The organism is Marmoricola sp. URHA0025 HA25 (assembly GCF_054059435.1).
In genome coordinates this window covers 3710596-3722031 of the sequence record NZ_JBSSCD010000001.1, presented here as the reverse complement: position 1 = coordinate 3722031, position 11436 = coordinate 3710596, and the positions used below count along the sequence as shown (strand labels likewise).

General features: G+C 67.0%; 10 protein-coding genes. 8 read left to right on the top strand and 2 right to left on the bottom strand.

All coding sequences use genetic code 11. The annotated features are described in order from the left end of the window. Position 1 precedes the first annotated feature (1 nt). From ACVW00_RS18310 to ACVW00_RS18290, 5 genes are all read left to right on the top strand, one after another. Positions 2-382 carry an acetone carboxylase subunit gamma gene (locus tag ACVW00_RS18310; RefSeq protein WP_457112325.1) on the top strand — a complete coding sequence of 127 codons (381 nt, stop codon included), beginning with the start codon at positions 2-4 and terminating at the stop codon, positions 380-382. Further along, positions 379-2529: a hydantoinase/oxoprolinase family protein gene (locus tag ACVW00_RS18305; protein ID WP_457112324.1), complete on the top strand. Its 2151-nt coding sequence runs from the start codon at positions 379-381 to the stop codon at positions 2527-2529. Before ACVW00_RS18310 ends, ACVW00_RS18305 begins: the two co-directional genes overlap by 4 nt. Then, positions 2526-4580, top strand: coding sequence for a hydantoinase B/oxoprolinase family protein (locus ACVW00_RS18300; protein ID WP_457112323.1), 2055 nt, complete (start codon positions 2526-2528; stop codon positions 4578-4580). The genes ACVW00_RS18305 and ACVW00_RS18300 overlap by 4 nt, the downstream gene beginning before the upstream one ends. After that, a complete protein-coding gene (locus ACVW00_RS18295; protein WP_457112322.1) occupies positions 4577-5230 on the top strand; it encodes a hypothetical protein in 654 nt (217 codons plus the stop codon). The genes ACVW00_RS18300 and ACVW00_RS18295 overlap by 4 nt, the downstream gene beginning before the upstream one ends. Positions 5231-5398: 168 nt before the next feature. Next, on the top strand, positions 5399-6175 hold the full coding sequence (locus tag ACVW00_RS18290) for an SDR family NAD(P)-dependent oxidoreductase (protein ID WP_457112321.1): 777 nt from the start codon (positions 5399-5401) through the stop codon (positions 6173-6175). A gap of 243 nt (positions 6176-6418) precedes the next feature. Here the strand turns inward: ACVW00_RS18290 and ACVW00_RS18285 are convergent, their stop codons facing one another. Together ACVW00_RS18285 and ACVW00_RS18280 are read right to left on the bottom strand one after the other, a co-directional pair. Further along, positions 6419-7357, bottom strand: a complete 939-nt coding sequence (locus ACVW00_RS18285) for a 3-carboxyethylcatechol 2,3-dioxygenase (protein ID WP_457112320.1) — start codon at positions 7355-7357, stop codon at positions 6419-6421. A 20-nt stretch (positions 7358-7377) separates the two neighbouring features. Then, complete coding sequence (locus tag ACVW00_RS18280) at positions 7378-8358, bottom strand: zinc-binding dehydrogenase (RefSeq protein WP_457112319.1); 981 nt, start codon at positions 8356-8358, stop codon at positions 7378-7380. 99 nt (positions 8359-8457) lie between these two features. On the opposite strand from ACVW00_RS18280, the gene ACVW00_RS18275 reads away from it, so the two are divergent. The 3 genes from ACVW00_RS18275 to ACVW00_RS18265 are packed head-to-tail and all read left to right on the top strand — an operon-like array spanning position 8458 to position 11380. Then, positions 8458-9840, top strand: coding sequence for an aromatic ring-hydroxylating dioxygenase subunit alpha (locus tag ACVW00_RS18275; protein WP_457112318.1), 1383 nt, complete (start codon positions 8458-8460; stop codon positions 9838-9840). After that, positions 9837-10172, top strand: a complete 336-nt coding sequence (locus ACVW00_RS18270) for a non-heme iron oxygenase ferredoxin subunit (RefSeq protein ID WP_457112317.1) — start codon at positions 9837-9839, stop codon at positions 10170-10172. The genes ACVW00_RS18275 and ACVW00_RS18270 overlap by 4 nt, the downstream gene beginning before the upstream one ends. Beyond that, a complete protein-coding gene (locus tag ACVW00_RS18265) occupies positions 10109-11380 on the top strand; it encodes an NAD(P)/FAD-dependent oxidoreductase (protein WP_457113138.1) in 1272 nt (423 codons plus the stop codon). Before ACVW00_RS18270 ends, ACVW00_RS18265 begins: the two co-directional genes overlap by 64 nt. The last annotated feature ends 56 nt before the right edge of the window (positions 11381-11436 follow it).

The following is an 11436-nucleotide window of genomic DNA, read 5'->3' as shown; positions in this document are numbered from 1 at the left end:
CATGTCGAGCACCCTGCTTCGCGTGGCCGAGTACCTCGACGCAGACCTGACGACGGAGCGGTGGCACTGCCACGACTGCAGCCGTGACCTGGGCAACCTGCGCGAGAACTACAAACGCGGCCTGCTCGTCGCCGAGCGCGACCCGCGCGAGATCCACAAGCCGGTCCTGGAGGGCGAGTACACCTTCGCGCCGAAGAGTGACTGGATCCGGATCATCGAGTTCTACTGCCCCGGCTGCGGGCGTCAGGTGGAGAGCGAGTACCTCCCACCCGGGCACCCCCTCACCCAGGACACGTCGCTCGACGTGGACTCCCTGAAGGCACGACTCGCCGCCGGCGAGGTTCGCATCAACGAAGACGGAAGGCTGGAGGTAGCACGATGAAGGCGATCGACATCGACGTCGGGGGTACCTTCACCGACCTCGTCCTCACGTGGGACGACCGGCGCTATGTGGCGAAGTCTCCGACGACCCCCTATGACCTCTCCGTAGGCTTCCTCAACGTCCTCAATGCGGGCGCCGAGCAGCTCGGCCGTCCGCTGCAGGATGTGCTCCCCGAGGTCGAGATCGTGCGGTACTCCACCACTGTGGCAATGAACCGCCTCATCGAGCGCAAGGGCCCACGGCTCGGCCTGATCACGACCGAGGGTCACGAGGACGCCGTGCTGATCGGGCGTGGTGCCCAGTGGACCGACGGCAAACGCATCGGCGAGCGGCGCAACCTTGCCGTGCAGGAGAAGCCCACGCCGCTGGTCGAGCGCGACATGATCGTGGGGGTCGCCGAGCGGATCGACTCCAAGGGCAACGTGCTCCGCAAGCTCGACGAGGACGACGTGCGTGCCAAGTTGCGACAGCTCGTCGACAACGGCGCACGTGCCATCGCGGTTTCCCTGCTCTGGTCGTTTGCGAACCCGGAGCACGAGCGGCTGGTTCGCAAGATCATCCGCGAGGAGTACAAGGGGTTCCACGTCGGCTACCTTCCGGTCATCCTCTCCCACGAGGTGGTGGGAAAGGTCGGCGAGTACGAGCGCACGATGACCGCGATCCTGGACGCATACCTGCAGACGAGCATCAAGTTCGAGCTCGAGACGACCTGGGACCAGCTGCGCAACAACGGCTACTCCGGCACCTTCCTGCTGACCCACAACTCCGGCGGCAGCGCGGAGATCTTCAAGACCACTGCGAGCCGGACGTTCAACGGCGGGCCTGTCTCCGGTCTGATGGGTTGTTTCCACATCGGGCAGGCTCTGGGCTACCGGAACGTGATTGCGTCCGACGTCGGTGGGACCAGCTTCGACACGGGCATGGTGGTCGACGCCTCGGTTCGGTCGTACGAGTTCCGGCCCATCATCGACCGGTGGATGGTCGGCATCTCAATGCTGCAGACCGCGACGATGGGTGCCGGCGGCGGCTCGATCGCCTGGATCAACGACCTTCTCGGCGGACGCCTCGAGGTGGGCCCGAAGTCGGCCGGCTCCTACCCGGGGCCGGTCTGTTACGACCTTGGTGGCACGGAGCCGACTGTGACCGACGCGGACGTGGTCCTCGGGTACATCGCGCCTGACGGGTACTTCGGCGGCAAGATGGCGCTGAACAAGGAGAAGGCCGTCGATGCGATCCGCACGCAGATCGCGGAGCCGCTCGGACTCAGCGTCGACGAGGCCGCGGCCATGATCCGGCGCATCGTCGAGTCGAATATGGCGTCGGCCATCAAGCGGGAGGTGCACCTGCGCGGTTACCACCCGGAGGACTTCGCCCTGTTCGCCTTCGGTGGTGGTGGTCCGACGCACGTCGCCGGCTACCGCGAAGACGTTCCCGCAGCCGTGATCTTCCCGGAGGCGCCGGTGTTCTCGGCTCTCGGGAGCTCGGTGATGGACATCATGCACGTCTACGAGCAGAGCGGACGCATGCAGTTCATGGCTCCGGTCACCCAGGAGATCGTGCTCGACCGTGAGGACTTCAACGCCCGGGTCGGAGTCATGCTGGACAAGGCGAAGAAGGACCTGGAGGCCGAGGGCCTCTCCGACGCGAAGACCGTCTTCAGCCTCGAGCTGGACATGCTCTACGGCGGACTGGTCCAGGTGAAGCGGGTCTCCGCTCCCGTCCTGACGATCGAGTCCGACGACGACGCGAACCGGGTCTACAACGACTTCGAGAAGGAGTTCGCCGAGGCGTTCAGCCCGCACGTGGTCAACAAGCCGGGTGGTGTCTACATCGACGGCATCATCCTCAAGGCGACGGTGATCACCGAGAAGCTGGCACTCGAGGTCCACGAGCTCACCACTCCGGACCCGACTGCCGCGGTAACCGGCAGCCGGTCGGCTTACTGGCCCGAGCTCAGCGAGCGCGTGGACACCGCGGTATTCGCGTTCGACAGCCTCGAGCCGGGGAACGTCGTCGTCGGCCCCGGCATCGTCGAGATGGAGTTCTCGACGATCGTCGTGCCGCCGCACCAGCAGTTGCGCATGGACCAGCACGGACTTGGCATCCTCGAGAACCAGGCAGTCAACCGACCGGAGGTTGCACGATGAGCTACCCCACACTGGAAGAGAAGCTTGGTGCGCTGAAGGTGAGCGAGCCGAGCGAGTACGAGCTCAAGTGTGTCCAGCTCGTGCAGTCCGGCGACTACGAGATCGGCGTCCAGCGCACGGCCGACATCCTCGACGAAGGCTACGAGATCTTCATGCGGAGCTCGCGGTCGTCGATGGGCGTCGCCGGCGACTCGATCGTGGCGATCTTCAATGCCCAGGGCGACCTGGTCAACGCCTCGGCGGGTACGTACCTGCACGCGGTCATCCCGCCGATCGTCATCAAGTACATCATCAGCCGGCACTCGCAGAACCCGGGCATCAACGACGGGGACGTCTGGTACACGAACGATGCCCTTTACGGCGGTATCCACAACCCGGACCAGGTCGCCATCATGCCCGTCTTCTACGAGGGTGAGCTCGTCGCGTGGACCGCCGCGCTCTCGCACACCACCGAGACCGGCGCGATCGAACCGGGCGGCATGCCGCTCACGGCGAAGTCCCGGTTCGAGGAGGGCATGAACCTCCCGCCGATGCGGGTCGGGCAGAACTTCCAGATCAGCCACGACGTCCTCGAGATGTTCGCTGCTTTCGGTATCCGCGCCGAAGCGAACGTCACGGTCGACATGCGTGCTCGGGCGACGACCGCCGACCGTGTCCGCGTCCGGCTCCTGGAGATGTTCGAGCGCGAGGGCAAGGACTTCGTCGTCGGACTCCTGCGCCGCATGCTGCAGGAGGCCGAGGCGGGTGCGCGCAAGCGCATCAAGCACTGGAGTGACGGCGTATACAGGGCGGTCACGTTCAGCGACGCAGCCGGCCTCCAGCCGGGGCTGATCAGGAACTGCTCGATGACGATGACGAAGAAGGGCGACACCCTGACCTTCGACTTCGCCGGTACGAGCCCGGAGACGCCCTCGTCGTACAACGCCCACCCGCAGGCAGTGATCGGGCACATGGCGAACTACATCTACGAGTATGTCTTCCACGACCTCCCGGTCAGCTCGGCGACGTTCCAGCCGATCGACTTCATCTTCCCGCCGAACACCATGCTGTCGCCGGACGCCCGGGCTGCGACGTCCTGCTCGGTCATGGCGGCGACCGGGGCGATGAGTGCCGTCGCGAACTGCATCTCCCGGGCCCGGTTCGGGTCCGATGAGTGGGGCCAGGTCGCATCCAGCCAGGGCAACGGCGGCAACGCGGTCGTCCTTGCGGGCGTAAGCCAGTGGGGCGCGAACTTCGCCGACATGATCGCGTACCCGATCAACACCGAGGGCCAGGGCGCTCGTGCCGTCAAGGACGGCATGGACGCGTACGGGTTCCCGTGGTGTGCCTTCGGGCGGGCGCCGGACGTGGAGTCGATGGAGAACGAGTTCCCGCTCCTCATCCCGTTCTCCTCCCATTGGAAGGACTCAGGCGGGGCCGGCAAGTACCGCGGCGGCGTGGGTACGGCGCAGCTGTGGGTGACGCACCACGTGCCGATGCTGTTCGAGATGGCGATCGCCGACAACTCGTCGATCCAGACCCCGCAGCCCCTGTTCGGTGGGTACGCCCAGCCGACGGTGCCAGGCATCGTGCTCAACGGCATCGACGTCAAGGAGGCGCTTGCCGCTGCCGAGTCCGGAACGCTGACACTCGAGGCGCTCCTCGAAGGGGCTTTCGGTGGCGAAGTCGTGTCCCAGCCGTATGGCAGCGCGATCCACCCAGTCATGGACGGTCAGAGCGTCATCGTCGGTCTCTCGACCGGCGGGACCGGGTACGGCGACCCCGTGGACCGCGAGCCGGCCGCAGTCGAGCGCGACGTGATGAAGGGCTTGGTCTCCATCGAGAACGCCAAGGACCTGTACGCCGTCATCATCGACCCGGAGGCGGTCCGCGTCGACGATGAGGCGACCCAGGCGTTTCGTGCCGAGGTCGTCCATGCCCGGCTCGGCCGGGGTCGTCCTTACGACGAGTTCGAGGCCGAGTGGTCGCAACGGAAGCCGGACGACTCCATCCTCGAGTTCTTCGGGTCGTGGCCCGAGGGTGACGTCGTCACCCCCGTGATGCGCCCATGAGTCGGACTCTCGTCCGCACCCTGCTCGGCGGGGGCGAGGGCACGCTGGCCGTGCCGCTCGCCCTCGCCGCGGCAGCCCGCATTCAGGAGCGCGACTGGGAAGACTTCCTGGAGGACCCGACCCAGCTCGCAAACGGCATCAGGGACCTCGTTGACGCGGTCGCCCCGGACGGCGTCCCCGTCAGCGACGACCTGGTCCTCCTGGAGCAGGCGTCGTCCGCTGGGCTCTCCGGCGGACCGCACGCACTTGCTGCGGTCGTGGCGACCGAGAGACTCCGACAGAGCCTCGGTGACCGCGTTGCGCTGGTCAGCGTCCTTCCTGGTCCGGCGAGGCTCGCGGCGGCTGGCGCGGTGGCCGCCGCCGAGGCGATTCTTGAGCTCGGCAAGAAGTTCCTTGCCGCAGGGGCTGACGTGGTCCTGGTCCGCGACGAGGCCGGCGAGGCGGCAAGCCTGTCCACCCTGCTGAACATCGCGCGGTTCCACCAGGCGCTGGCGGTCACTGATGTTCGCGACGACCTGGGATTGCCGCTGGTCACCCGGGTCGCTGTCGAGGATCCAACTTCGGCATCGGGGGTGGTGATCACCGCTGAAGTCATCAGCCGTGACATCGACTTCACCCAGCTGGAGGACTGGGTCGACGCGGTCCACTGACTGCCGAGCCTGGCTCGATCCCACTCCCCCATGGGAAGCACCATGACCAGGTCCGCCGCCGGAACCGCGCTCAGTCGACGGGGTCTTCGTGACCGCTTGACTCGCACAGCACATCCACTTTCGATCGGTTCGTCGCGCTGAGCTGCGAACTATATGAGGAGAAGAACCGTGAGCACGGAACTCAAGAACGCAGGCGTACTCATCACCGGTGGAACCTCTGGCCTCGGAGCCGAGACAGCGCGAGTCCTCGCCGCCGAAGGCGCGTTCGTGGTGATCGCGGGTCGCAACGCCGATGCGGGAAAGCAGCTTGCGGACGAGCTCGGCGACAACGCGAGCTACGTCCAGACCGACGTGACGGACGAGGACCAGGTCGCGTCAGCAGTTTCGGTAGCAGCGGGTGCCCCGAACGGCCTGAGGCTCGCGGTCTCTGCGGCAGGTGTAGCCACGGTCGCCAAGACCCTCGGCCGGGACGGCTCGCCCCACCCGCTCGCCCCCTTCCGGCAGATGCTCGACGTCAACCTCGTCGGTGCCTTCAACCTCCTGCGCCTGTCCGCGGCTGCGATGGCCGCGAACGACCCGAACGAGGATGGAACCCGAGGTGCGGTCGTCCTGACCTCGAGTGTCGGCGCGTACGAGGGACAGATGGGTCAGATCGCTTACGCGGCATCGAAGGGCGGGATCGTGTCGATGGTCCTTCCTGCTGCTCGTGACCTCGCTCGCTCGGGCATCCGCGTCAACTGCATCGCTCCGGGCGTCTTCGACACTCCATTCATGGACATCCTGAGCGAGGAGGCTAAGGCCGGTCTCGGAGCGTCCATCCCGCACCCGTCCCGCCTCGGCAAGTCGTCGGAGTTCGCCGGGCTGGTGAGGCACATCGCCCACAACCCGATGCTGAACGGGGCGACGATTCGGCTCGACGGCGCCCTGCGCCTGGGAATGAAGTAGGCGCGGGTCCCGCTGCTCGACGTTGGCGAGATGCACCGCGCCCTCGATGCGAACCCATGTCGGGTTCGGAGCAGGCCAGTGCCCTCACCGCCCGTGTCGGCGGAGTGATGTGGCCCTCAGTGCCGAGACTGACGAGCGGCAGTGCGCCCCTTCGTAAGTCGCTACAGCCGTCCTGGACGTTGAGGGCGTCGCAGCACGCTGTTGCGTCCGTCGGCCCGACCTCACGAGCGTGGAGCACCAGGCTCAGACAGGGCGAGCGGTCGCAACCGCGAAGCCCGCGATCCACTCTGGGATGGGGTGGTAAAAGCGCGAGGTCATCTCGTAGTCGCCCGTCGCCGAGAGGGCTGAGAATGCAGCGATCCAGGTCCGAACTTCGTGCCCGGAGCCGCCGCCTTCCTTGCCCATCGACTCGACGGACCACTCGTCGAGAGGCTCGAGGTCGTTCTTCTCGAAGTGGTCGAGCAGACGGTTGTCCCATTCGGGGTTGATCGGGATCATCGTGGACTCGCCGGCGGCGTACGCACGCCCGGCCGCGACCACCCGCTCCTCGCCCTTCGCTCGCTGCTCAGGGGTTGGCGGGAGCCCTTCGATGAGTGCGTCCGCGACCCGAGGCGGCGCGCCGTCGAGGACCGGCACGGGCGGATCGTGCGACAAGCCGCCTGAGCCGAGGAATAGGACCCGCTTGTCGAGGTCGGCGGCGGCCTGCCCGATCGCGGTGCCAAGCGCTCGGATGCGGGAGACCGGCCCGAGAGGTGTTGCGACACCATTGACGAAGACCGGAACCACGGGGACACGGTCGATCCCGTCGAAGATGACCTCCAAGGGCTGGACGAAGCCGTGATCGACCGTCATCCGGGCAGAGACGGTGAGGTCGATGCCTCGATCGAGCACCCCTTGGGCGAGGTGCTTCGCGGACTCCTTGTCCACCGAGAGCGGTCCCGACGCCGACCCGAAGTCTCCGACCGCGTTCGCGTCGGTCGCCAGGCAGAACGGCGGCATCTCCTTGTAGAAGAACCCGTTGTAGTGGTCCGGGGCGAAGAGGACCACGAGCTCGGGGTCGAACGCCTTCACGAACGTGCGGGCCTCGTCCACCGCGGCATCGACCGCCGCGAGGACGTCGGCTGCGGGGTCGTTCTTCCCGATGAGAGGGGAGTGGGACAGTCCGAGGACGGCGGCAGTCATCGCAAGGTGCTCCTTCAGGTCTAGCTGTCGTGGTTCGGGTGGACGACGATCTTGCCGGTGATGGCGCCTTCGATCATGAGCTGGAAGCCCTTGTGGATCTCGTCAAGGCCGATGGTCTGGTCGATCACGGGACGGACGCCGGTGGCGGAGAGCATCTGCAGAAGGGAGACCATCTCGTGACGCGTGCAGCCGGTCGAGCCGAGGATGCGCTGCTGCTGGTAGAACACCCGACCGAGGTCGGCCGGCGGGTTCATCCCGCTGGTGGCTCCGGCGATCACGATCGTGCCGCCCGGGCGCAGACACTTCAGTGAGTGTGCCCAGGTCGCCTCGCCCACGGTCTCGATGACGACGTCGACCTTGCCCGGGAGTCGGCCGCCGGTCTCGATGACGCCGGCTGCGCCCCAGGCCAGCGCTTCGGCGCGCTTCGACTCGCTCCGCGACGTCGCGTAGACCTCCGCGCCACCGGCGGATGACAGCATGATGGCAGCTGAAGCGACGCCTCCGCCGGCACCCTGTACTAGAACCTTGTCGCCCGGCTTGATCTGTGCCTGGGTGAAGAGCATGCGGTAGGCGGTGCCCCATGCAACGGGAAGGCAGGCCGCCTCGTCGAACGAGAGGCCGGCCGGCATCGGGAGAAGGTTTCGTCGCGGCACCGTCAGGTACTCGGCGAACGCACCGTCGTGTCCCTCGGAGAGCAAGGACCGCTGCGGGTCGATGGTCTCGTCGCCCATGCCGCGGTCGGCGTCGGCCACGATCGGGTAGACGACCACTTCGTTGCCGTCCTCGTCGTACCCGGCGGCGTCGCACCCGAGGATGCGGGGGAGGAGTCCCGCCGGGTGCCCCACGCCACGGAGGGTCCACAAGTCGTGCATGTTCAGCGACGAAGCGACAACCTTCACCAGCGCCCAGCCCGGCGACGGGGTCGGGGTCGGCACCTCGAGAAGCTCGAGGCAGGACAGCGGGTCGGTGGCGCTCTGCGACGTCGCGACGGCAGCTCTCATGGGTCCACCGTGCTCGCTGGGCACTTCTCGGGCATGCCATGTGCCGGTGGACGGCACGCGAAGTGGATGCGCTCCGCACCCGAGATGTTCCCTGACCCCATGACGTCCACGATCGAGCCGACCAACGCGCCCGCGTCGCCGTGTGGCACCAGCGGGCGCGCCACCGAAACGCCACACGGTGCTCTCAACAGGCCCGCCGAGCTCCAGCGGACTCTGGACGTGTCCGGCCTAGTGGACTCCGAGGGCGGACTGCTCGACCGTGCCGTCTTCACGGACACTGAGGTGTACCAGCAGGAACTTCGGCGCGTCTTTGCGCCGAGCTGGCTCTTCCTGGCCCACACAGATCAGTTCAAGAAGCCGGGTGACTTCTTCGCGACCTTCATGGGCGAGGACCCCGTCCTGGTGACGCTCACCCGCGAGAGGAAGCTCAAGGCGTTCCTCAACTCCTGCCGGCACCGGGGGGCGCGTGTCTGCCGGGCCGATTTCGGGCAGACCCGGAACTTCACCTGCAGCTACCACGGCTGGTCCTACGACCTGGACGGCAACCTGGTGTCGGTGCCGAACGAGGGCGGCTACCCGGAGTCCTTCGCCCGCGAGCAGTGGGGGCTTGTCGAGGTGCCGCACATCGAGACCTACAACGGACTCGTCTTCGCCACCTGGAACCCTGCTCCGGTCCCGTTGGGCGATTCGCTCGGCGACATGGCCTACTACATGGACGCGATGCTCGACCACGACGACGAGGGCACCGAGGTCATCGGCGGTGTCCACAAGTGGGTCCTCGAGGGCAATTGGAAGCTGGCCGCGGAGCAGTTCGCGACCGACTGGTACCACGTGAACATGAGTCACGCCTCCGCGCTCATGGTGATGTCGCCGACGGGCAAGGGGCCTCGCGACAAGATCGTGCACCGGACCGGTCGCCAGTACGTCGACCCGAACGGCCACGGTGCAGGGTTCCCGGTGCACCCGAAGAACAGGTTCGATGCCAACACCGTTCACGACCACATCGACTACACGGCTCTTCGCGAGCGGCTCGGTGATGCCCGTGTGGAGGGGCCGCTGACCAACGGGCACGCGACCGTCTTCCCGAACTTCTCCTACCTTCCGGTCAACGGGTCCATCCGCATCTGGCATCCCAAGGGGCCGGACCGGATGGAGGTCTGGGCGTGGACGGTCGTCGACAAGTCGTGGCCTGAGGAGGTCAAGCAGGCCCAGCGCCTGTACAACCTGCGTACCTTCGGCCCGTCCGGGATCTTCGAGCAGGACGACGGTGAGAACTGGTCCGAGTGCCAGGCGATCGCTCACGGATTCATCACCAACGGGGTCGCGCTGAACTACCAGATGGGACTTGGCTCCGAGCGGCACGACGGGCGTCACCCGGGGACCACCTCGGAGCTCTACAGCGACGCCGCCGGCCGATCGTTCTACGCGCGTTGGCGCACGCTCATGAACACCCCCGCCTGGCACGAAGGAGACGCACGATGAGCGACGGAATCCTGGTTGCCAAGCTCGACGACATCGCTGAGGGCGAAGGCATCGCCATCGACAAGGCAGTCACGGGCACCGTCGGCAACATCGCTCTGCTCCGGGACGAGGACGGCAGTGTCTGGGCCCTCGACGACACCTGTACCCACGAGACTGCCTCGCTGGCCGATGGGTGGGTCGAGGACGGCCACGTCGAGTGTCCCATGCACGCCTCCAAGTTCTGCCTGAAGAACGGCGAGGTTCAAGGGCTTCCGGCGACGAAGAACACATGTCCGCACCGCGTCGAGGTCCGAGACGGCGATGTCTGGCTGTATCCGAACGAGGCGCCGTGACGGTCAACGACGTCGTCATCGTCGGAGGCGGCGTCGGCGGGATCAGTACTGCCAGCGCCCTCCGCGCTGGCGGGTTCCTGGGCCGGATCACCCTGGTCGATGCTGGCCAGCACCCGTACGACCGACCGCCGCTGAGCAAGGACTACCTCGCCGGCAAGAAGGGGCTCGCGGACATCGCGCTGCAGCCGCCCGGCTGGTACGACGAACAGAGCGTCGAGCTCCGCAACAACGCGACAGCAACAGCGATCGTGCCAGCGGCTGGCGTGGTCGAACTGGCCACCGGTGAGCGGCTCAACGCAGACCGCGTCGTCCTCGCGACCGGAGGTGAAGCGGCGCGACTTGCCGTTCCTGGCGCGGACCTTGACGCTGTCCACGTCCTCCGAAGCGCGGACGACGCCTGTCGCCTGCGGCGGGCTCTCCTCCCAGGGGCGCGAATCCTCGTGGTCGGCGCGGGACTCGTCGGCGCGGAGGTCGCCTCGACTGCGCTCGGGCTCGGCGCCGAGGTGACGCTCGTCGACCCACTTGCCTCGCCTCTCTCAGCAGCCATTGGTCACGAAGCGGCCGACTGGCTGCACTCCGTCCACGCCGTCAACGGGATTCGGACCCTGCAGACAGGGATCACAGGATTCGAACAGACCGCCGTGGGGATCGAGACCGTGCTCGACGGGACGCCGGAGTCCTTCGACGCTGTCGTCCTCGGTGTTGGGATGAAACCCAACACCGCCCTCGCAGAGGCGGCCGGTCTCCAGGTGGACCGGGGCGTCGTCGTCGACGCCGGCCAGACGACGTCGAATCCCGCCGTCCTCGCGGTCGGTGACCCCACTCGCCGCAGGGTGAACGGGTCGGTCGCCAAGCGCGCTGAACACTGGGAGGCAGCCCAGCTCGACGGAGCGCGCGCCGCAGCAACGATCCTGGGCTTGCCGGTTCCGGCAGAGACTGTCTCCTGGTTCTGGACCGACCGACACGGGATGCACGTGGAGGCGATCGGCTCCTTGGCCAGTGCCACGACGACGGTTGTCCGCGGCACGCTCGGAGAACCACCGTTCGCTCTCTTCGGCCTCAAGGACGGGCAGATCGTCGGAGCCGTGGCTGTCGACGACTCGAACGTCGTACGCGCGGCGCGTCGCATGGTCGACCGACGCATGCCGGTTGACCCGGGAAAGCTCGCTGACCCGACCACCGACCTGCGCAAGCTTCTTCGCGGTTGAGCGTGCCGAACACCGGCACGCCGCATGGTGTCGCACACCGTTGAAGGGTCGAATGA

What these genes read in the sequence shown, in the direction of transcription:
- ACVW00_RS18270 (WP_457112317.1), top strand. Translation starts at nt 9,837, where the DNA reads ATGAGCGACGGAATCCTGGTTGCCAAGCTCGACGACATCGCTGAGGGC.
- ACVW00_RS18285 (WP_457112320.1), bottom strand. Translation starts at nt 7,357, where the DNA reads ATGACTGCCGCCGTCCTCGGACTGTCCCACTCCCCTCTCATCGGGAAG.
- ACVW00_RS18295 (WP_457112322.1), top strand. Translation starts at nt 4,577, where the DNA reads ATGAGTCGGACTCTCGTCCGCACCCTGCTCGGCGGGGGCGAGGGCACG.
- ACVW00_RS18300 (WP_457112323.1), top strand. Translation starts at nt 2,526, where the DNA reads ATGAGCTACCCCACACTGGAAGAGAAGCTTGGTGCGCTGAAGGTGAGC.
- ACVW00_RS18280 (WP_457112319.1), bottom strand. Translation starts at nt 8,358, where the DNA reads ATGAGAGCTGCCGTCGCGACGTCGCAGAGCGCCACCGACCCGCTGTCC.
- ACVW00_RS18305 (WP_457112324.1), top strand. Translation starts at nt 379, where the DNA reads ATGAAGGCGATCGACATCGACGTCGGGGGTACCTTCACCGACCTCGTC.
- ACVW00_RS18275 (WP_457112318.1), top strand. Translation starts at nt 8,458, where the DNA reads ATGACGTCCACGATCGAGCCGACCAACGCGCCCGCGTCGCCGTGTGGC.
- ACVW00_RS18310 (WP_457112325.1), top strand. Translation starts at nt 2, where the DNA reads ATGTCGAGCACCCTGCTTCGCGTGGCCGAGTACCTCGACGCAGACCTG.
- ACVW00_RS18265 (WP_457113138.1), top strand. Translation starts at nt 10,109, where the DNA reads ATGTCCGCACCGCGTCGAGGTCCGAGACGGCGATGTCTGGCTGTATCC.